At 41.4% G+C, this 22,403-nt stretch carries 20 protein-coding genes; 2 read left to right on the top strand and 18 right to left on the bottom strand.

What is annotated here, in order from left to right; genetic code table 11:
• Positions 1-7: 7 nt before the first annotated feature.
• The 14 genes from FXV77_RS02355 to FXV77_RS02290 form a co-directional block, all read right to left on the bottom strand.
• Complete coding sequence (locus FXV77_RS02355; RefSeq protein ID WP_148917607.1) at positions 8-727, bottom strand: SCO family protein; 720 nt, start codon at positions 725-727, stop codon at positions 8-10.
• Between the two features lie 21 nt (positions 728-748).
• Positions 749-1,126: a cytochrome C oxidase subunit IV family protein gene (locus FXV77_RS02350; RefSeq protein WP_148917606.1), complete on the bottom strand. Its 378-nt coding sequence runs from the start codon at positions 1,124-1,126 to the stop codon at positions 749-751.
• A gap of 38 nt (positions 1,127-1,164) precedes the next feature.
• Positions 1,165-1,902 carry a cytochrome c oxidase subunit 3 gene (locus FXV77_RS02345; protein ID WP_148917605.1) on the bottom strand — a complete coding sequence of 246 codons (738 nt, stop codon included), beginning with the start codon at positions 1,900-1,902 and terminating at the stop codon, positions 1,165-1,167.
• 9 nt (positions 1,903-1,911) lie between these two features.
• Positions 1,912-2,499 (bottom strand): cytochrome c oxidase subunit 3, encoded by a 588-nt coding sequence (locus FXV77_RS02340; RefSeq protein WP_148917604.1) that lies wholly within the window; start codon positions 2,497-2,499, stop codon positions 1,912-1,914.
• On the bottom strand, positions 2,500-3,408 hold the full coding sequence (cyoE, locus tag FXV77_RS02335) for a heme o synthase (protein WP_148917603.1): 909 nt from the start codon (positions 3,406-3,408) through the stop codon (positions 2,500-2,502).
• Positions 3,409-3,480: 72 nt separating this feature from the next.
• Positions 3,481-4,524 (bottom strand): COX15/CtaA family protein, encoded by a 1,044-nt coding sequence (locus FXV77_RS02330; protein ID WP_148917602.1) that lies wholly within the window; start codon positions 4,522-4,524, stop codon positions 3,481-3,483.
• Between the two features lie 23 nt (positions 4,525-4,547).
• Positions 4,548-6,425, bottom strand: coding sequence for a cytochrome c oxidase subunit I (locus FXV77_RS02325; protein WP_187443980.1), 1,878 nt, complete (start codon positions 6,423-6,425; stop codon positions 4,548-4,550).
• A gap of 29 nt (positions 6,426-6,454) precedes the next feature.
• A complete protein-coding gene (locus FXV77_RS02320) occupies positions 6,455-7,804 on the bottom strand; it encodes a cytochrome c oxidase subunit II (RefSeq protein WP_246162164.1) in 1,350 nt (449 codons plus the stop codon).
• Positions 7,805-7,849: 45 nt separating this feature from the next.
• Positions 7,850-9,085, bottom strand: coding sequence for a quinol:cytochrome C oxidoreductase (locus FXV77_RS02315; protein WP_148917601.1), 1,236 nt, complete (start codon positions 9,083-9,085; stop codon positions 7,850-7,852).
• Positions 9,086-9,104: 19 nt separating this feature from the next.
• The gene (locus tag FXV77_RS02310; RefSeq protein ID WP_317132126.1) at positions 9,105-9,734 is read right to left on the bottom strand and encodes a c-type cytochrome; all 630 of its coding nucleotides are present in this window, start codon (positions 9,732-9,734) and stop codon (positions 9,105-9,107) included.
• Positions 9,727-10,263: a DUF3341 domain-containing protein gene (locus FXV77_RS02305; protein ID WP_148917599.1), complete on the bottom strand. Its 537-nt coding sequence runs from the start codon at positions 10,261-10,263 to the stop codon at positions 9,727-9,729. Before FXV77_RS02305 ends, FXV77_RS02310 begins: the two co-directional genes overlap by 8 nt.
• Positions 10,264-10,269: 6 nt before the next feature.
• Positions 10,270-11,754, bottom strand: a complete 1,485-nt coding sequence (nrfD, locus tag FXV77_RS02300) for an NrfD/PsrC family molybdoenzyme membrane anchor subunit (RefSeq protein WP_148917598.1) — start codon at positions 11,752-11,754, stop codon at positions 10,270-10,272.
• A gap of 28 nt (positions 11,755-11,782) precedes the next feature.
• A complete protein-coding gene (locus tag FXV77_RS02295) occupies positions 11,783-14,797 on the bottom strand; it encodes a TAT-variant-translocated molybdopterin oxidoreductase (protein WP_148917597.1) in 3,015 nt (1,004 codons plus the stop codon).
• 39 nt (positions 14,798-14,836) lie between these two features.
• Positions 14,837-16,117, bottom strand: coding sequence for a cytochrome c3 family protein (locus FXV77_RS02290; protein ID WP_148917596.1), 1,281 nt, complete (start codon positions 16,115-16,117; stop codon positions 14,837-14,839).
• Positions 16,118-16,409: 292 nt separating this feature from the next.
• On the opposite strand from FXV77_RS02290, the gene FXV77_RS02285 reads away from it, so the two are divergent.
• A complete protein-coding gene (locus FXV77_RS02285) occupies positions 16,410-16,895 on the top strand; it encodes a methionine-R-sulfoxide reductase (protein ID WP_148917595.1) in 486 nt (161 codons plus the stop codon).
• Here FXV77_RS02285 and FXV77_RS02280 read toward each other — a convergent pair.
• Entirely contained in the window at positions 16,885-17,883 is a 999-nt protein-coding gene (locus tag FXV77_RS02280) for a LacI family DNA-binding transcriptional regulator (RefSeq protein ID WP_246162162.1), read from the bottom strand. The genes FXV77_RS02285 and FXV77_RS02280 overlap by 11 nt on opposite strands.
• 150 nt (positions 17,884-18,033) lie before the next feature.
• Here FXV77_RS02280 and FXV77_RS02275 point away from each other — a divergent pair, with 150 nt between their 5' ends.
• The gene (locus tag FXV77_RS02275) at positions 18,034-18,366 is read left to right on the top strand and encodes a DUF493 domain-containing protein (RefSeq protein WP_148917594.1); all 333 of its coding nucleotides are present in this window, start codon (positions 18,034-18,036) and stop codon (positions 18,364-18,366) included.
• Positions 18,367-18,436: 70 nt separating this feature from the next.
• Here the strand turns inward: FXV77_RS02275 and pnp are convergent, their stop codons facing one another.
• From pnp to FXV77_RS02260, 3 genes are all read right to left on the bottom strand, one after another.
• Positions 18,437-20,611 carry a polyribonucleotide nucleotidyltransferase gene (gene pnp / locus FXV77_RS02270; RefSeq protein ID WP_148917593.1) on the bottom strand — a complete coding sequence of 725 codons (2,175 nt, stop codon included), beginning with the start codon at positions 20,609-20,611 and terminating at the stop codon, positions 18,437-18,439.
• Positions 20,612-20,786: 175 nt separating this feature from the next.
• Complete coding sequence (gene rpsO / locus FXV77_RS02265; protein ID WP_148917592.1) at positions 20,787-21,068, bottom strand: 30S ribosomal protein S15; 282 nt, start codon at positions 21,066-21,068, stop codon at positions 20,787-20,789.
• Between the two features lie 90 nt (positions 21,069-21,158).
• Positions 21,159-22,373 (bottom strand): acyltransferase family protein, encoded by a 1,215-nt coding sequence (locus FXV77_RS02260; RefSeq protein WP_148917591.1) that lies wholly within the window; start codon positions 22,371-22,373, stop codon positions 21,159-21,161.
• Positions 22,374-22,403 lie beyond the last annotated feature (30 nt).

Below are 22,403 nucleotides of genomic sequence, written 5' to 3'. Positions count from 1 at the left end.
ATCTACCTTAATTTTTTTCCACTTTCAATGGCTTCTTCCGAATTTCCTCCACCACAAGCAATTTAATCTCATCTTCCAACCGATCAACTTCTCCTTTTAAACTGATGTCGTAGAAGCCTCGAATACGGGTTTTGGAATCCAATAATACTAATTGATTGCTAATTAAAAAACGGGTTGAATCAATCGGGTCAGGCATCGCGTCGATAAGCAATTGCTCCCGAGCGTAGTTAAAAATATCGACAGTGGGATTGTATACTACATGCCAATGCTTCTCCGTCCTATTTTTATATGGATTGATGAATGCTTCGACGTCAGTTTGCGTATCCAAGCTGTCCACGGAAATAGAGAAAAAATTGACAATAGGATTCTCTTGAAAACGTGCCGCCAACTTATCCACATGGTTTAACATCAAACGTGAAAAAGAAGCATCCCGGGTGTAAAAGAGGTGTACCACACTAACACAAGTATCTGGTGCCGGAAAAGCTATTTTTGTCCCCGTTGCATCTTTAAAATGAATTTGGGAAACCGTATGAAAAACCGTATCCGGATACTCCCTACCCCAATTACGCTTCATCTCACCACTCAGCGTTTTTTCACCAAAAACAGGTAAAGAGGCGTATTCATTAAAGCCGAATCTATTAACGGCTATATATAAAAATCCTGGCACAAGTAAGATTAATGCCAGGATAATTATCTTTGATTTACTTCCTTGAGTACGCTTACTCATTCAAAGCCTCCTCGTTATAACTTAATTATTTGGGAATAACGGATGTGATTGTAAATGATACAATAAATAATCACCCTCGATCAACATCAATACAATAAAGTATACGATAAAGATGAAACCGACACCTACACATACAATAAAACTCGATTTCTCAAATTTCAAGTGCATGAAGTAAGCGATAATATAATAGGCTTTGACCAAGGTCAACACTACGTAGATTATCGTGACTAAAGTTCCCTTATGAAGTATCTCCCAATGGTGTACAAAACCTAAAGCGATTAAAAACTCCAGAGCTGTTAACGCAAGAAGGACAAAGAAAATTCTCCAAATTCCCTTCTTGTCCATGCCACCGTGGTCGTGGTGGTCATGTGCAGTTGCTATATTTTCGTGATTAGACATTTCTTTTGTATAGTAATGTTAAAAATTTTCTGAACCAATTAAATCAAATAGAAGAACGTAAATACGAACACCCATACTAGATCTACAAAGTGCCAATAAAGACCTACCTTTTCAATCATAAGGTATGTTCCTCTTCTTTCAAACGTGTTCTTCAACGTCATGCTCAAAACGATAATATTCAGCAGAATCCCGATAGACACGTGAAATCCGTGAAAACCTGTTATCGTGAAGAAAAGATTAGAAAATTGCAAAGCAGCGGTATAGGATATATCCTTTGTGAAATAAGGCGCCAACGCTTGTGCTACAGCATCACCCTCTAAACCTGTTGCCGGATTTCTTCCAAACCAGAAGCCTTGATGATGTAAGTGTGTCCACTCGATAGCCTGACAGCCAACAAAGGCCAAACCACCCAAAATCGTCCACAGCATCCATTTCACAACCTCATCTTTTTTGTTCCTATGCCCCGCGTCAACAGCTAATACCATCGTTACCGAAGACATAATCAAAATAAAGGTCATGATACCTACGAACACCAAAGGTTGTCCGGACTCGGCAATACCTGGAATAGATTGGAAAACCTTGTCTGCGTCAATCCACGTAGGCTGTGCAAATTTCTGCGCGCCATAATAGATTAGAAATGCAGAAAACGTAAAGGCATCCGATACCAGAAAGAACCACATCATGATCTTTCCATACTCCAAGTTCCAAGGCGACTTACCACCACTCCAAGGGCCGTCTTTTACCTTATCCAATTGCGATACAGTTGTTGTACTCATTTTTTACTATTATTGATTCAAAAGTAAGAAAACATAAATATAAATCCACAAAAGATCGAGAAAATGCCAAAAAATAGTGGCTAAGTTCATGCGGAATTGGTTCTCCGGGAATGGGATGGGCTTCATAGCTCCCCATAAACATCTTACCAACACGATCAAACCCGCAATAATATGTGCCAAATGCATCCCAGTAAATACATAGATAAACGATTGTGACGCATTATTATTTATAAAAGTAATATCCCGGCTCACCAATACAGACCAAGCATCCACCTGCAGGACAAAAAACACAATACCGAATGCAATAGTTAGCAACAAATACAATTTTTGTCTGCCTAATTGTTCCCGTTTCGTTGCACGATAACCTACATGCAGTGTCAAACTACTTAGCACGATCACAACCGTACTATATATAAAGATGTCTGGCAAAATTGTCTTTATCCCCTTATCTACCCCACTGGCCGTATATACAATGAATCCACTGGATAATGCAGCAAACATCATAAACATACCAATCATACCCAGCCAAAGGTTAAACTTCTTTGCCTTCCTGGATTGAATCAATTCTTCCGTTGTATAATCGTCCGTATGCTCCATCTATTTCAAAGGAATAAAATCAAATAACAAAACTAACTGCGTCAACGGCAAATAAATAAACGATGTAAACATCACTTTCTTTGCCGTAGCATCGGTCATTTCTTTTATGTGCTTAAAACCATAGTAAGCAAACAACAACCCGCCTAACAGCGACACCACTGTAAATACCCAACCGCCGAAACCGTAGTACATAGGCAATACGCCTACCGGAACCATCAACACTGCCGAGATAAAAATCATCCAAGCCGAAATCGTGTCCTTTTTTGTGGTTGGTAATAGCCTAAAACCCGCCCGTTTATAATCCTCGTCTGCAACCCAAGCAATCGCCCAAAAATGCGGAAACTGCCAAAAAAACTGGATCAAAAACAATACCCAAGGGGTGATGACAATCGCCGCTTCACTAACCATTGCATATTCAAAACCAAATCCAGCAGACTTAAAGGCCGCATAATAGCCAATTAACGGAGGTAATGCACCTGGAAATGCTCCGACAAACACGGCTATAGGCGATTTTTGCTTTAACGGAGTATACACAAAGGCATACAAGATAATCGCGAAAACCGAAAGCAAGCCAGCTAAAAAATTAAGCCGGACAAGTAACAAGGTTCCGAAAATCCCCATAAACAAACTCAACACCAATGCCTGTCCGGTAGTCATTCTTCCTGCCGGCAACGGTCTGTCTTCCGTGCGCTTCATTAGCTTATCAAGGTCACGCTCAATAATTTCATTAAAACCGTTCGCTGAGCCCGTTATCAGAAATCCACCGATTGTCAGAATCAGCCAATTTATCCAAATAATATCACCTTGCTGCTTGGCTCCAATCAAAAATGAAATAGAAGCCGAGAACACAACGGTCAAGGTCAGCCTAAGCTTAACTAATTTATTGAAATCAGAGATGAACTGCTTCATGAAAATTTTTATCCTCTTCTAAAAATGAACAAATATGCGTTAAAACCACAAATGTCTGCAACTTTGTCCATACTATCGTTTTAATTTTGTCATTAATAGCATCAAATAATATAAGGTGCCAAAGAACAAACTAGCGATTACCAAATGTGTGGTTTGTGCAACCGCCGGTACATTAAAACGAGCTAGAATAATTCCGGACATCATCTGAATACCAACCAAGATTAGTAGAATCCAAGCGTATTTACTTTGTAATGTCAATGAACTAAACTTATTTTTTATCAGGAAAAACAACAACACTGTCGTTCCCAATGATACATATGCCAATATACGGTGTATATCATAAGACGATCCTAAGCGGGAAATCCAATCCTGACGAGAAACACCCTCATCATTCAAATGGTCGATAGCTTCCCTAACTTCTGTTCCATACACTACCTGCACCACCGTTAATACTAATAGGAATATCGCTATCCCCTTCAGCAAATCAAAGCGATGATTGATTAAGATGCTTTTATTTCGCATGGTTGTAGCAAGATAAAACGTGTATATACTAATTGCCACGATAACCAACGCCAACAGCATGTGTACTGTAATAATCCAAGGCATCAGGTTTGTAGAAACTACGATAGAACCGAGCCAAGCTTGAATAATTACCACAAAAAGATTCAGAACGCTCCACCACACTATAGATGGCTTACTTTTCCAATATGTAAAAGAGAATAAGGCAGAAAACAACAAACAAAAGCCAACGATAACACCAACCAATCGATTAATATACTCCGTCCACGTTTTTGCTGCGTTAAACTCTTCATGCTCCAGAATAGATTCGTCATGGCGTATTCTATCCGCCATCTCCGGATAGCCAAAAAAAGCTACGATTTTTGCAAAACGTTGATTCTTTTTAGTTCTTCCTTCGATATAATGTTCCTCATATCCCTCTGGGAGCTGCGAAACATCCGTAGGAGGAACTATACGGTTAAAACATTTTGGCCAATCCGGGCACCCCATTCCTGACCCCGTGCTCCTAACGATCCCCCCTGCTGTAATAACAAGGAACAAAACAAAAATTGTAATCCTGTTTGTTCTAATGAATCGCTTCTCCGTGGCGGGATACATAACACACCTCTTCTCTCTAACTTCTACCCTTCTGTTACTTCTCTATTATTTGCTTTGTTCCATTCTTCCTGAATACGAACGGCTTCTTCATTTCCTTCAAAATCATGAGGCAAATTTGAGCTCATTGTTTCAGAGAACGGCACTGTCTGCGGAATGAAATCCGTATCATGTCCCGGCTTACTATAATCGTAAGGCCAACGATAAACGGTAGGAATTTCTCCCGGCCAATTTCCATGTATATGTTCTACCGGTGTAGTCCACTCCAAAGTATTAGAGTTCCAAGGGTTTTGGGTTGCTTTCTTGCCTTTCCAAATCGAAGCAAAAAAGTTCCACAAGAACGCCACCTGTGCCAAACCAGCTACAATAGCAGCCCATGTAATCAACAAGTTCACAGAAATCCACTTATCCATGAAAGGGAATGCTGTGAAGGTATAATAACGACGAGGTACACCGTCTATTCCCATAAAGTGCATCGGGAAGAATACCAAGTAAGCTCCGATAAACGTTAGCCAGAAGTGGAGATATCCCAACTTCGTATCCATCATCCGACCAAACATTTTTGGATACCAATGATAGACACCCGCCAACATACCGAAAATAGATGCTGAGCCCATCACCAAGTGGAAGTGAGCTACAACGAAATACGTATCGTGTAGGTTGATATCCAATGCAGCATTACCCAAATATAGACCTGTAAGACCACCTGACACAAAGAATGAAACCATGCCGATAGCAAACATCATCGCCGGTGTGAAGCGTATATTACCCCTCCATAGCGTCGCTATATAGTTAAATGCCTTCACCGCCGACGGCACAGCAATAATCAATGTCGTAATCATGAATACCCCTCCTAAGAACGGATTCATACCAGTCACAAACATATGGTGACCCCAAACGATAAACGATAGCACGGTAATACCGACCAAAGAGTACACCATCGCATGGTATCCAAAGATTGGTTTGCGAGAGTTTGTAGAAATAATCTCTGAAGTTAGGCCTAACGCAGGCATCACCACAATATATACCTCTGGGTGTCCTAAGAACCAGAACAAGTGCTGGAATAAAATAGGAGAACCACCTTCATTTGGTAAAATTTCTCCTTGAACAACTAAATCCGACAGGTAAAAAGATGTACCCACCGAACGGTCAAAGAATAAAAGAACAACAGCGGAAACCAATACAGGGAATGACAACAAACCAACGATTGCTGTTAGGAAAAAAGCCCATATAGTCAACGGCATTTTCCAAAGATCCATTCCTTTTGTACGCATGTTCAATACCGTACTAATGTAGTTTACACCACCCAATACCTGAGAAGCGATAAACAATGTCATACTAACCAACCATAATGTCATCCCCAGACCAGACCCCGGAATGGAAGTCGGTACGGATGATAATGGAGGGTAGATCGTCCATCCGGCCGATGCAGGTCCACTTTCTACGAAGAAAGATGCCACCATAATAACACAAGCCGTAAAGAAGAACCAATAGGACAACATATTCATTAAAGGCGACGCCATATCCCGCGCACCCAACTGATATGGAATCAATAAGTTACTGAATGTACCTGACAAACCAGCTGTCAATACAAAGAATACCATCATGGTACCGTGAATGGTTACCAATGATAGGAAAAACTCAGGTTTCATCCGTCCACCTTCGGCCCATTTACCCAGGAAGACTTCTAAAATCGGGAAATCTGTATCCGGCCAAGCTAATTGGATACGGAATAAGATAGAAAGCAACATAGCGAAGACTGCCATCACAATACCTGTGATCAAAAATTGCTTCGCAATCATCTTGTGATCTTGACTGAAGATATACTTCGTCAAGAAGGTCTCTTGATGATGATCATGTGCGTCATGATGCGCTGCGCCGTGCGATATAACTGTACTTGACATATTCTTTTATAAATTCAATTCTATTTCAATTAATTTAATGAAGCTGTAGTGAGTTCTTTCGAATCTTCCGAATTTGCTGCAGCAAATTCCTTCTGCAAATCTTCAGTAAAATACTTGTTCTGTGTACTCAACCATTCTTTATATTCTTCCTCCGTAACTACCACAACTTTTTTCTGCATATTGTAGTGACCCGATCCGCAAATCTTGTTACAAAGCATTACAAAATCGTACTTCGGATCGTTCATTTTCTCACGCATATCTTCCGTAGTCATCGTCGGCGTAAACTGGAAGTAGTTGGTCATTCCCGGTACTGCATTTATCTGTACACGGAAATCAGGAATATAGAACGAGTGAATGATATCTTTTGAAATAATATGGAAACGCACGGATTTATTTACCGGAATAACAATGTCTGATGCCTGGATATCATCCCACGCATGCTTATCGTTAAAATCGATACCATAAGAGTTCATCGGTGTCGTCATTTTATAGTTACGTTTCCCGATTACGCCGTCAGCTCCCGGATAACGAATTTGCCATTGGAACTGCTCTCCTAAAACCTCTACTTGAATAGCAGATTTTTGCAAGTCCTCTGGAACGTTAGTAATAGATCTCCAAGTAAAGAAACCGAATAATACCAAAACTGTTAGTACCACAGCAGGCACAATTGTCCAAATTTTCTCTATCGTATCATTATGTGGATAATAGTATGCTTTCGTTCCTTTACGCATCCGGTAGATATACGGGAACGTCAGTAGTAAAATATGCACCAATACCAGTACAATAGTGATAATCACCGTAGTGACGATAAACATGGTATCTATACGTTCACCGTGCTCGGTAACAGCCGAACGCCAAGCCCAATCCCCCCAGACGGCATATCCATAGTAAACAAAAGCTAGAAAAGCAACTAAGAATATAACCATTAGAACTGACTGAAAAGTGTTATTCGCAAAAGGATTGTATTTTCCATTCATTTTACGGGTAAGCTCGTAGATGGACAATACTTTACCAATAACCGCCACAACCGTACACACAATTAAGAATAAAAGAATGTAGTAGGTCATATTTTTATAAACCTGCGGGTCTATCTGAGACCCCTCATCAGCTACCGTAGCTGATGAAGACGATGATGACGTCGTCGATGTTGTGGCAGCCGTGGCCTCTCCTCCTTCTGCTGTAGCCGTCGTATCTGCTACTGCTTCTGCTGCAGCGGTATCAGCCTGCCCCTCTTCAACCGTCTCCGTAACGGCTGAAACAGCGGTATCCTGGGCTAATGAATCTTGCTGAAGCGCAAAACTTGGTGTAGAGAACAACAATCCTACGGCTAGTAAGCATCCCAACACGGCTCTGAATCTGTTATTAATTTTAAATTTCATTTCTTATTAAAACGTTTAAACGTAATATTATGCAATGATTAGAAACTATATCTGATGGTGTAAACTTTCTTCCAAGAACGGATGGTTCTTTGGAGCCAAGGCATGTTTACTCAATTTACTCATCACGAGGAAAGTGAACAATCCAACGAAACCGATAGCTGTCCCGATCTCAATAACTCCGAACCCGCGGTGATTCTCTACGGTACCCGGCATAATCATGATATAATAATCTAGCCAGTGTCCGCACAGCAACAAAATGGCAACGAACAACATCAGTCCTTCCTTACGTTTCACATCGCGATCCATCAATAGCAACAACGGTGCTAAAAAGTTAATAATGATATTCAACCAGAACCAAGGTTTGTATTCTGGTTCCCACCTCTTGTAGAAATATACTGTTTCCTCCGGAATATTGGCGTACCAGATTAGCATAAACTGGGCAAACCACACATAGGTCCAGAAAATAGAGAAACCAAATAATAACTTACCCAAATCATGTAAATGATTTTCGTTTACCCAAGCCAAGTATCCAGCTTTCCGAAGCAGAACAAGAATAACGATGATAACAGCAAGACCACTAACCCACATGGCTGCGAAGTTATACCAGCCGAACATGGTTGAAAACCAGTGTGCTTCCAATGACATAACCGTATCGAAAGACCATATAGGCGTTGTAAAACCAAAAATTACTAAGAAAATAGCGGATAGCTTAAAGCTCTTCTTATACGAATTTAATCCGCCTTCTAAATCTTCTTTATATGACAATTTAGCTAAGATAAAGGCGAAGATACTATAGGTTCCCATGAACAAAATCTGGCGGATAAGAAATCCGGGAACATTCAAGAATGCCTGTTTACCTGCTACTAGAGCGTCATAGTGCGGACTATCCGGGTCCATTAACCCATCAGCATGCCAATGATGATATAAATTGTGTGTAAACAATCCTAAGCCAACAATAACAAACAAGATAATTGCTGCTATTGGCAATACACTAGCCATAGCCTGCGGAATACGGATTAAACCAGCTGACCAACCTGATTGCGTAACAAACTGCAATGCTAGGAAAAACGCTCCCGCAGCACATACACAAGTGAAATAATAACCCATCAATAACAGGTTAGCGTATGTACGTTCAACCATAATATGGTCACTTGATAGAAGGCCGAAAGCGATAGCTACAACCCCTACAGCAATTCCAACCAAGCTGAGTATCTTAGCGATACCAGCGAATTGAAATTTTTCGCCGAAATTATAATCGTGATGATGATTGTGAGTTCCCATTTACTATATTGATGTTAGATTATTTTTTTTGTAATTCCTGTACGTACATGACAACCTGCCAACGTTCCTCTGGTGATAACTGTGAAGCATGCGATCCCATGGAGTTGTGACCATAATAAATCGTATGATATATTTTACCTACCGAAAGCTCGCTCATTGCTCCACCGCGTGAAGAATTTGCTCCATCCGATTTTTGATAAGACGGCGGAGGCGGGAAATTCTCTAAGGCACGAGTACCACGAGAATCCGTTACCGAACGGTCTTTCGTAATAGGGCCGTCACCCTTACCATCCTTACCATGACATACCGCACAGTATGTGTGATATAAGGCATCCCCTTTCGCCAGGTTTTCCTCTGTAACCGCCAATGGGTTGGCCAACTCTCTACCTGCACGTTCGTATTCCTCTAACGAGTTATCGAATTCAAACCGCTCAAAACCAATTGGAGTCGTCTTTTCCGGTGGTAATTGCGCCGTCATTTTATTTTTAAAATTATTATTAGGCTGATCCGGATTGTAAGCAATCGGGTCATACATATTTCTGGAGAATTCCCATCCTGTACTACGCGTCTTTCCATCGCCACAGCTGGAAACTACCGCCGCCAAAGCAAATGCGGCGCATACAGATCCAAGAAAATTCTTCTTATTCATAGCTAACATATTTTCTTTCATTGTATTTAACTTCAACCGCACCGGCATCTTTCAATAAAGACTCAATTAGCGTGTGGTCTGTATTTTCATGAGCATCTATTGCAATAATAAAACGATCATCTGAAGCTCTCAGATCCATTACGCGCGGTGCGCGGCCCGGAAATAAATGGTTGCGGAAAAAGAACGTTGCTACCATGCCCAACGCACAGAGCAAAATAGTTACCTCAAACGTAACCGGCACAAAGTTTGGTAATGGTAGTGATGGCTTTCCCCCGATATTCATCGGCCAGTCATGTGCCATTGTATAATACAATAAGCTAAAACCTAAAACCGTACCTAATGCGCCAAAACAAAACGCCGCAATTGGTAAGCGCGATGGCTTAACCCCCAGCTTAGCCTCTATCCCGTGAATAGGCATGGGCGTAAAACAATCATATATGCTGATATTGTTCGCTTGCAATTTGTCGATACCGTGCATCATTTCATCAGGATCGGAAAAACTACCTAATATATATTTTGTATTGCTCATTGCTTATTATTTTCTAACGTCTAATGCCTTAATATCTTCTTCTGAAACAGAATCATATTTATCTAATGAATTCTGGAAGAATTTCACTTGTTCGTCTGGGAATGCACCCTCTTGCACCAACTTCGTCTTCTGTTGTAAACTTGCAGATTTCAATAATAACTTAACCTCCGCAATGGCGATACCCGGTAAGAAACGTAAGAACAACAAGAACAAGGTGAAAAATAAGCCGATGGAACCTACGAATATCCCAACGTCAACCCATGTCGGGTAGAACATCGCCCAAGAAGATGGCAAGTAATCCCGGTGTAAAGAGGTCACGATAATCACGAAACGCTCAAACCACATTCCGATATTCACCACGATAGACAATACCCAAGAGATCGGAATACTCGTACGAATCTTCTTAAACCAAAACAACTGTGGTGAGATAACGTTACAGGTCATCATCGCCCAATACGCCCAAGCGTAGGGACCAGCAACACGGTTAGCGAACGCATACATCTCATATTCCGAGCCTGAATACCATGCAATAAACAACTCGGTCAAGTAAGCGACACCCACAATAGAACCTGTTACCATGATGATCTTATTCATTGATTCGATATGGAACATGGTAATATAATTCTCAAAGTTCATCACCTTACGGAGAATCAGCAAGAGTGTCTGTACCATCGCAAAACCGGAGAAAATCGCTCCTGCAACGAAATATGGCGGGAAGATCGTCGTGTGCCATCCCGGAATCACCGAAGTAGCAAAGTCCATAGATACAATCGTGTGTACGGAAAGTACCAGTGGTGTAGAGATACCCGCCAGAATCAAGGAAACGATTTCAAAACGTTGCCAGGTCTTAACCGATCCATTCCATCCGAAAGACAAAACTTTGTATATCTTTTGTTTAAGACCCGTTGCACGGTCACGTACCGATGCTATATCAGGTAAAAGACCACAGTACCAAAACACCAACGATACGGTGAAATAGGTGGAGATCGCAAATGCATCCCATACCAATGGTGAGTTGAAGTTTACCCACAACGATCCAAATTGATTTGGTAACGGGAAAATCCAGTATGCTAACCACGGACGTCCCATGTGCGCAACAACATATGTAGCGGCACAGATAACGGCAAAAATCGTCATCGCCTCTGCAGAACGGTTAATGGAATTACGCCAGTTCTGACGGAAAAGTAATAATACGGCTGAAATCAACGTTCCAGCGTGACCAATACCGACCCACCATACAAAGTCGGTGATATCCCATGCCCAACCTACCGTTTTATTCAGACCCCAAGCACCAATTCCCGTCCAAAAGGTATACCCGACACTCACTACCCACAACATGGCTCCTAGAGCGGCTACAATAAAACCGATCCACCAAGCCTTGTTTGGTTTATTTTCAACCGGAAGCAAGATATCATCCGTCACTTTAGCATAAGTGATATCCTTGCCGGTTACTAATGGTTCTCTTAATATTGATTCGTTATGCGATGACATAGTTGTTTTATTTCAGATTAGAATAAAATTACGCTTCAAATGTGTTTCTAACTTTCGTCATATAACCAATGTTAGGTTGAACGTTGATTTCTTCCAACACATAATATACACGCTCGTTACGTAAAGCTTTTGAAACTTCTGATTCCGGATCATTAACATCACCAAAGATGATAGCGTTTGCCGAACAAGCCTCCTGACAAGCCATTTTTACATCGCCGTCTCTTAACTTGCGATTTTCCATTTTCGCTTGTAACTTACCCCCTTGAATACGTTGGATACACATCGAACATTTCTCCATAACCCCACGTGAACGGGTGGTTACGTCTGGATTTAACACCAACTGTGTGAATTCGTTGTTCAAATAGTTATCAAAACGAGAGTCATTCCAGTAGTTGAACCAGTTGAAGCGACGTACTTTATACGGACAGTTGTTCGCACAGTAACGTGTACCGAAACAACGGTTGTAAGCCATGTGGTTAAGCCCTTCCGATGAGTGTACAGTAGCTAATACCGGACATACCGTCTCACAAGGAGCATGGTCACAGTGCTGACACAACATCGGTTGGTGAACAACCGTAACGTTCTCGTAATCGTAGTCTGTAGCTTTTGCTATTTCCTTCTCTTTCGTTAGCTTCGAGCCATCTTCTTGTTCTAACGTATAATAACGGTCAATCCGCAGCCAGTGCATTTCACGGCGACGACGCACCTCATCTCTACCGACAACAGGAACGTTATTTTCCACGCTACATGCCACAATACAAGAACCGCATCCTGTACAAGCATTCAGGTCGATTGCCATGACCCACTTATGACCCGGAGATTCAAATTTATTCCACAAGTCATACGTTTTATGTGAATCTGCAAAACGACCAGATTCTGAATTCGGGTCTTTTAAGTATTTAGCAAATGTCGTTTCACGAACAACGTTACGACCTTCAATAGTATGGTGTGTTTGGGTTTGTGCAAGTTCATAGGTACCACCTGCTTTAGAGACAGTAGCTTTCGCTTCAAGCTGAACAGTGCCATTAACCAAACGGGCAAACGGATAAGCATTTTGTCCTACATTGTTACCTGCCTTACCCACTTTGGTCCGACCATAACCCACCGCTACAGAAACTGTACCCAGTGCCTGACCAGGTTGCAACACGATAGGTAGTTCTACAGAATAACCATTGGCTTCTACCGTTACTTTACCGTTTTCACCTAAACCTAGTTTTTCTGCATCACGCGGGTTTAAGGCCGCGTAGTTATCCCAAGTTACTTTAGACACGGGATCAGGTAACTCTTGCAAGAACGCGTTGTTTGCATAACGACCATCACGCATCACAGTCGACTCGTACAACTTCAATTCGAATTCTCCAGCGATAGCTTTCGAAGCTGTACCGATAGCAATTGCTACCGCATTCACGTCTACGTTAGCTGTATAGGAAGATCCTACCGACGAACCTTTGTAAATAAAGCCTGTTTGTAAAACATCATTCCATGTCTTGCCTGTACCTGCAAGGATATTTTCTTCCCAATTTTTTCTTACGAAATTGTAGATATTGGTATTATCACCCGCCCAAACCAACAAGCTTTGCTCTGCTTGACGCGTATTGAAAACAGGGTTGATAGTCGGCTGAACAATGGTATAGTATCCTTCTTTTGCAGAAGCATCACCCCATGATTCTAAGAAGCTAGAGGCCGGCGCGATGGCTTTCAATGTAGATGCAGTTTCATCAGCACGGTCAGCAAAAGAAACTGCAAAATCTATTTTAGAAAGTGCATTAGTTACATCTTCCGCTTTGACGTAATCATAAACAGGGTTGCTGTTTAAGAAGAGAGCCGCGCCAACTTGTCCTGCTGCAGCCGCAGATAAGAACTGTTGGAATGCTGCATCAGAACCTTGATATTGTTTTGAGTAATTATCTAAGTCTATAATAGCCCCGTAAGCACCCAATGCACTGTTTATAGCATTGGCCAAAAGTTGGATATTGACATCGTTTGAGCCGGCAACCACAACGGCATTGCCTCTGTTGTTGGTCAGCTCTTTTGCTGCGAGCATTATTGCTGTCTGTGCTTTTTTATTAGAAACACCACCAGCTAAAGACTGCCCGGTAATCGCATTATATAAAGAGACCAATACGGCACCCTCTTCGGAAGGTTTGATCGCAATGCGCACATCAGCATTAGAACCGGTCATACTCAATCCGGATTCAAATTGGATATGACGTGACATTCTGCCGTTCTTCAACGATTTATAGTCACGATTTTGAATATAATCCTGTGTATGTTCTTCCCCTGCCAGCCACGAGCCTAAAAAGTCAGCAGCAACAGAAACCACTACATTTGCATTCGCAAAGTGATAAGAAGGGATAACCGCCTTTCCAAAACTGGCCCTGTTAGCTTCTACAATACCGCTGTACGATACCGCATCAACCTGTATATGTGTGGCTGTGGGATATTTAGCTGCAAACGTCGCAATAGCAGTCAACGCAGATGGGCTATTTACCGTATTGGATACAATTACAATTTGCTTTCCTGCTGCTGCAGCCTTATTTAAAGCATCTATTACCGTTGCATCTAAGGTAGACCAATCTACATCCTTACCATCCAATTGCGGGTTTTGCAATTTGGACATATCGTACAAATCCAAAACAACAGCTGCAGTAGTCGCATCTGTACCTTGGTTTAAGCCGATAGAATTTGGATTTGCAGTAAGAGAAATTGGGCGCCCTTCACGGGTTCTCACCAATACACTCTGACCATTAAAAGAAGAAGCATAGTAATTCGGGATGCCCGGCGTTACCTCTTCTGGTTTAATTATATAAGGTACTGCTTTATGGACAGGTGTACGATTACACGCTGCCAACGTTACAGCCCCTAAACCGAATCCCAAAGCTTTCAAAAAATCACGACGAGGTGTTCTCGTGCTTAAACCTGCTTCATTTAATACATCTTCTACAGGAATAGGTTCAGCAAACTCCCCCTTATTGTTCTCTACGAACGCAGGTGTTTGTTGCAATTCTTCCAAACCTTTCCAATATTTTTTATTGCTATCCATTTAAGCTGTATATAAGATTGCGTATTTCTAAATTAATTATTAATAGTGACACTTACCGCACTCCAAACCACCGATCATAGCAGCAGTCATCTTCTCACCTTTCTTCAATTTCTCGTGTGCTTCGATCAACTGATCATAATAAGCGTTATCAGCGTTTACCTCTGTTGTTTTGTGACAGTCCACACACCATTTCATGGTTAAAGGAGAATACTGGTAAACCTCTTCCATTGTTTCTATCGGCCCATGACATGTTTGACACTCTACACCAGCCACAGATACGTGTTGTGAGTGGTTAAAGTAAGCAAAGTCAGGCAGGTTATGAATTCTCACCCACTCGATAGGCCTTGGGTTATCTCCATACTCCCGCGTAGCTGGGTCATAATCCAACGCTTTATATATTTTCGCAATTTCCGGAGAAGTCTCGCCATCATAATGATCTGCAGCAGTAACGGTGTTATGACAGTTCATACAGACGTTAGCAGAAGGGATAGATGCATTTTTCGATTTAAATGCCCCTCCGTGGCAATATTGACACTCGATCTGGTTAACTCCAGCATGAATTTGATGCGAGAATTTAATAGGTTGCACCGGTTGATAACCTGTGTGAACCCCTACATTCCACATGGTATTCCATCCTAACACACCTAAAAAGGCCACTAACATCAACACAGCAAAACCGACCAATTTTTTATTGCGCACAAAAGCTCTGGCAAATTTACCAAAACGATTCTCTTCGTATTCTTCATTTTCAGCCTGTGCCGCCTCAATCGCAGCCTGATTACCGGCTATTACTTTCTCTAAAGTATGAATAACACGATTTAAGACAACGATGACGATGACTGCCAAAACAACAATAGCTAGCAAACCAAGAATCATCAGTGTATTCGCATCGCTTGACTGCGCAGCACCGGCACCACCCTCACCTTCAGCCGGACCAGCAGCAGCTTTAGCTTCTTCTGCATCCACATAAGCAATGATACTCTTGATTTGGTCATCAGACAAATCTGTGAAAGACGTCATCACCAATTTATTCCAATCGTTAAAAAGCTGAACTGCAGCTTCATCGCCAGAAGCAATCATTGCCTGCGAATTGTGAATCCAGGATATCAACCACTCTTCCGAATGCCTTTCTGACATCCCAGCCAACGCCGGACCTACCATGTTCCTCGTCACACTGTGACAGGTTGTACATTTTGATTTGAAAAGGGTCTCCCCCTCTTTTACGTCTTGCGCATGCGCCATTGTAACGGCAAACAACAACATCAACCCAACTGACACTGTCTTTGCAAGTCTTCCCAAAACGGATGAGATATTTCTCATATTTAGCACTTTATACTATTTATTTATGATATAAAACTTTTTAAAATACTCGTCTAAGCGGTTTAAACCCTCCAAACAATGCACAAAAGTATAACTATTTAAGCAATCAGTGACAATTTAATGACGCAAATTATCAATTTAAAACAATTCTAAATAATTCTTAAAAACCCTATAAAAACGGGATCTATAAACCCCTAGAAAACATATAGCATGTAACTTTCCTTCAAAAAAAAGTAAAAATTCTTGACATATACCAAACAAAATTATAAGGAAAGTTCGCGAACTTAGACTTATGTTTAATTACCGGATACTTTTACTGCTATTAGCTGCTACAATATATGCTTGTAGCCGGGCATCTGTATCGCAAACAGACAAAAAACAAACAGCAACGTTTATGACTATGAATGATAGTACAAAATACAACAAACTTACACCAGAAGAAGAATACATTATCGTCCACAAAGGCACAGAAAGGCCTTTTACAGGCGAATTACTTAATAATAAGGAAGAGGGGACATATATATGCAAGAGATGTGAAGCACCTTTATATCGTTCGAACGACAAATTTGAGTCACATTGTGGCTGGCCGAGTTTTGACGACGAAATTCCAGGTGCGGTAAAACGTCTGCTCGATGCGGATGGACGACGTGTGGAAATCCGCTGTGCGAAATGCGATGCTCACCTTGGACACGTGTTTGACGGAGAAAGATTTACACCAAAAAACACACGGCATTGTGTAAATTCATTATCTATGAAATTCATACCAGCTAAGAAATAGGTGATTCACGTACTTTTAACTGACAAGGGATCACGACCTCAGATACCTCTTCTAGCTTTCTTTCGATTTCACCAATCAGAGCTTCCATAATTTTTTGAGCCAACTGCTCTACATCTTGCACGACTACCGAAATGGCAGGCGTGTAATGTTCGAATAAGATATGATCATCGAAGGTTACTATTCTTGGCACTGCCACATCATTTTCCCTTATACTTTTCAGTGCGCTAGCGGCTAAATAATTTGTCGCGAACAGTACCGCATCCAGTTTATTATCAATCATAAACTCCACCATCTGCTCCTCTATTTCCTCCCTCCGACTTTCGGCACTCAATTTTCGGATAAAAGGTTGCATCCGAAATTCATCCATTGCATCCATATAACCATCCAGTCGCCCTCGTATATGCGTCTGATTGGAATATAAGGAGACCAGCCCCACCCTTTTGCTTTTCTGCTCCAATAGGTATTTGGTAGCATCATAAGCGCCCTTCCGATTGTCCGAGATCACATAACTGGCTTCAACCGTTGGCAGAAACCGGTCAAACAGCACCATCGGGATACGCTGTTTCAACTTTTCTACCGTCTCTTCAAAATCTTCTGGCGGGACAACAATCAACCCGTCAATTTCTTTTTCTATACATAGCTGAATATGCTGTCTTGCTTTGTTTGCATCGCTCGCCGTATCGAAATAGATAATCTGATATCCAGATGCAGCCGCTATTCGTTCCATATATCTGCCAACTTCTGAAAAGAACGGGTCAGCGATATTTTCCAACAACAACGCAAGCACTTTCGTCCGGCCCGCTGGCTTTCTTACCAATTGACTTGGCTTATACCCCACTTTTTTTACGTAATCCAACACACGTCTGTTCAACGCATCACTGATTCTTCTTTCTTTCGCCTTACCGTTCAAGATAAAAGACACGGTGGTAATAGAAATCCCTAAAGCTTTCGCTACATCACTAATCGAAATCCGTTTTTTCATCGCCATAACAGATCCCAATCTACTAAAAATTTTTAATGCACCATATCTCAACAGTGATTATCTTTGATAAGCCTGCTTCGTCCAATTTATTTAACCAAAAGATTTGCGGGGTGGTATACTTATTGATAATATCTCTTGTATATAAGGAGAAATATAATGAGTGAATTTAATAACGATATTCATATCCAGGACCTTCCCGATGGTGAAGGCAAAAACACAACAGATTTCTACGATAATTTTCGCGTAAAGCTAAATTCCGTTGAACAATTCCCTTCGATATATACATTTAAATTTATCGTCAAGGCGGACAGCAACGCACAAGAAGATGTGAAGCAGCTATTTACGCACGATAGCACGAAGTTTTCTGAAAAAGAGTCGTCTGGCGGAAAATACAAATCCATCACGGTGGAAACATTTGTAAACAATGCTGAAGATGTAATCGATTACTACAAGAAGGTTTCGAAAATAGAATCGGTCATGATGCTTTAAAAAGAAAAATGGCTGTCAAATTGACAGCCATTTTTCTTTTTTTACTATTTACTATATTATACCAATAATCTTATGCTTGCGGGTCATCCTTCGCCGCAGTTTCTGATTTTGGCTTTTCTTCTCTTGGTGGGCGAGGCAACAATGCTTTACGGGATAATTTTAATTTACCCTGCTTATCGATATCCAACAGCTTAACTTTCACGACATCTCCCTCTTTCAATACGCCGTCCATACTTTCCAATCGTCTCCACTCTATTTCAGAGATATGCAATAAGCCATCCTTACCCGGCATGATTTCCACAAACGCACCAAAAGGCATAATCGATTTCACTTTACCTTCGTATACCTCTCCAACTTCCGGTTTAGCAACAATGGATTTGATACGTGAAACAGCCGCATCAATGGACGCTTTATCGTCTGCAAATACCTGTACGATACCTTTCCCATCAACTTCTTCGATCGAGATAGTCGAACCAGTTTCACGTTGCATTTCTTGGATAATTTTCCCACCAGGTCCGATGATCGCTCCGATAAATTCTTTATCGATACTGAATGAAACGATACGAGGCGCGTGTGGTTTATAATCTTCACGAGGTCCAGCAAGCGTTTTCTGCATCTCGCCTAAAATATGCAGACGCGCTTCTTTTGCTTGATCCAAGGCTTGTGTCAACACTTCCCACTTCAATCCGTTAATCTTCAAATCCATTTGACAAGCCACAATGCCATTCTCTGTCCCGGTCACTTTAAAATCCATATCACCTAGATGGTCTTCGTCTCCTAAGATATCTGATAATATAGCATATTTACCTGTTTTCTCATCGGTAATAAGCCCCATCGCAATTCCCGAAACCGGTGCTTTTAATTTTACACCTGCATCCATTAGTGCCAATGTACCTGCACATACCGTAGCCATAGAAGAGGAACCATTGGATTCTAAAATATCAGAAACCACACGGATAGTATAAGGATTTTCGTTCTCCGCAGGTAACACCTGTTTCAACGAGCGCATCGCTAAGTTACCATGCCCTACTTCACGACGACCTGGCCCACGGTTTGGACGTACCTCACCCGTAGAAAATGCAGGGAAATTATAGTGTAAAATAAACTTGTTGTATCCATGAATGAATGCACCATCAATCATCTGCTCATCATCTTTTGCACCTAATGTCACCGATGTTAATGATTGCGTCTCTCCACGCGTGAAAACAGCTGATCCGTGTGCTGCAGGTAGATAATCCACTTCAGACCAAATAGGACGAACAGTACGCGCATCACGACCATCCAAACGAATTCCTTCATCCAACACAAGATTACGAACGGCATCATACTGCACATCATGGTAATATTTCTTTGCCAAGAATGCCGTTTCATCGTCAATATCCTCGCCCATTGTCACAAAAAACTCCTCTCCTATTGCTGCAAATTGTTCCGTACGATCGTGTTTCGTAGAACCCGATTTCGCTACAGCATATACCTTATCATAAGTAGCTGCAAAAATCGCATCACGTAAATCAAGATTCGAAGGCTCATGGTTACCGTCACGTTTTACAACGGCACCAACCAAATTTGCCAACTCCACTTGAGCCGCCACTTGCTTCTTTATTGCCTCGTGCGCAAAAGCAATTGCTTCCACCATTTCCGCTTCAGAAATTTCCTTAGCCTCTCCCTCTACCATGACAATATCTTGTGCAGAACCTGCAACGATATACTCCAATGTCGCATTTTCTAATGCAGATAAACGAGGGTTAATAACCAATTCACCATTAACTTTCGCAACACGAACCTCCGAAATAGGACCGTTGAAAGGAATATCGGAAACTGCTATTGCCGCCGATGCCGCCAAACCAGCTAACGCATCTGGCATGATATCTTTATCGGCAGAAATCAAGGAAATCATCACCTGTGTATCTGCGTGGTATGTTTCCGGGAATAGTGGACGTAATGCTCTATCGACCAAACGCGAAATCAGAACCTCATAATCCGACAACCTTGCCTCCCGGCGAAGGAAACCGCCCGGTATACGACCCGCTGCTGCGTATTTCTCTTGATAATCAACTGAAAGTGGAAGAAAATCCACCCCTTCTTTTGGTTCTTTTGCCGATACCACCGTCGCTAACAACATGGTATCCCCTTGTTTCAACACTACCGAACCATCAGCTTGCTTCGCCAATTTACCAGTAGACAACTCGATCGGAGCCAATCCATTGCCCAAGTCGATCGTAACTTTTTTTTCGTTATAACTCATTTGTAATTCAATTCGACATACGGGTTCATCTTTTTTATTATTCTTTCGTATGTCATCTTATTTATAGACCTTTAAAAATTCACACAAAGGTAATAATAATTTTCTTCTCCGATTTTCTCTAAACAAAAAAAGCCGCTTATTTTCACAAGCGGCTTCCTTTTTATTTCCTAAAAGCTTATTTTTTGATGATATCACGTAAGCCTAATGCTTTGATAACAGCACGGTAGCGCTCGATATCTTTTTTGTGCAGATAAGCTAATAATGAACGACGCTTACCCACTAATAACTGCAGGGAACGTTGTGTGTTAAAATCTTTTCTGTTTTTTTTCAAATGCTCGGTTAAGTGAGCAATTCTTTTAGTGAATAAAGCCACTTGTCCTTCTGTAGAACCCGTGTTTGTTGCTGAGCCCGCAAATTCTGCGAAGATATCAGCTTTGTATTCTTTACTTAAATACATCTCTTGAATAATATTAAAGCGTTAAAAAATTATTAATTGAGCGCAAAGATAGAAATTAAAATCAGAAATTAAAAAAAGCACCAGGCTGTATCACACCTTAATATATATCTTCTTCTTATCTAATACGTAACAGATCCCCCACATTATACCCAAAAAACAAAGGGAATAAACAAATGACCCCAACTCCGGAGGGCCCGGAATTTTCGCACACACATATTTATAAAACCAGGACAAAGCTGTTAGATATTGTGGTATGCCCTCTGTAGAAACGCCATCCGAGATCCGAAATAACCCCAAAAATCGAGGCAGCAAACCACTAAGCACGAAGATAAACAGTGGATTCTTACCAAAAACATCAAAAAACCTTGTTAAGGTATTTTTTATACGCTGCACTTCAATAAACCAAATCATCGTTCCCAATGTAAGAACACCTAATCCTGTCGTATAAAGCACGTAAGAGCTCGTCCATATTTTCTTATTGATTGGAAAGCCCAAGGACCAACTCCAACCTAATACCAAAAGGAGAAATCCTGTCACCATGAATGCCGCTAACAACTTAAAATGAGCCTCTGTTGTATTGGATACTTTTGTCCAGAGCCAATCAACTTGTCCTTGTTTCTGGATAAACATCCCCGCCAAATAACCAAACACGACTTGCACAATAGCAGGTATAGTGCTCATCAGACCTTCGGGATCAAAAGGCACGCCCTCCCCTTTGTACATATGGGCAACACCCAATACTCGCTGGTCAATACTTGTTCCAAACCACCCTTCCAGCGAATAAGGATCCCCCTGTCCTAAAAACACACAAAGTCCCCAATAGCCTAGCAACACTATAATCGATATGTAAATTAAACTTTTGGGCTTAAAGAAATAGGCTAAAATAGAAGCGAAAAAATAAGACACAGCAATACGTTGCAGAACACCAAAGATACGAATGCCACGCTCAGTGTTATCCGAATCCACCCATTCCCGGAACCGCAAATCATCCCCTACCCATTGCACAAACGGCCACCAGTTTAAAAATAGACCTATTGCAAAAATCAACAAGGTTCTTTTGATTACTTTTCTCCAAAATACGGCTCGCCCTGCATCCTGTAACTTAGGTATAACAAATGCCATCGCATTTCCAACAGCAAACAAAAAGAAAGGGAATACAAGGTCCGTAGGGGTACAACCATGCCAAGCAGCGTGCTTTAAAGGAGCAAACATGTGCGCCCACGTTCCGGGGTTATTGACTAAAATCATTAACGCCACAGTTGCTCCTCGGAATACGTCCAGAGAATAATAACGTTGTTTTGCCATCAACATTTAGATCTTATATAAAACGAAGCT

Origin of the sequence: Sphingobacterium phlebotomi, assembly GCF_008180195.1 — a bacterium.
Classification (GTDB): Bacteria; Bacteroidota; Bacteroidia; order Sphingobacteriales; family Sphingobacteriaceae; genus Sphingobacterium; species Sphingobacterium phlebotomi.
Note: the sequence above shows the minus strand (reverse complement) of the source record. Positions and strands in the feature narration are given on the sequence as shown.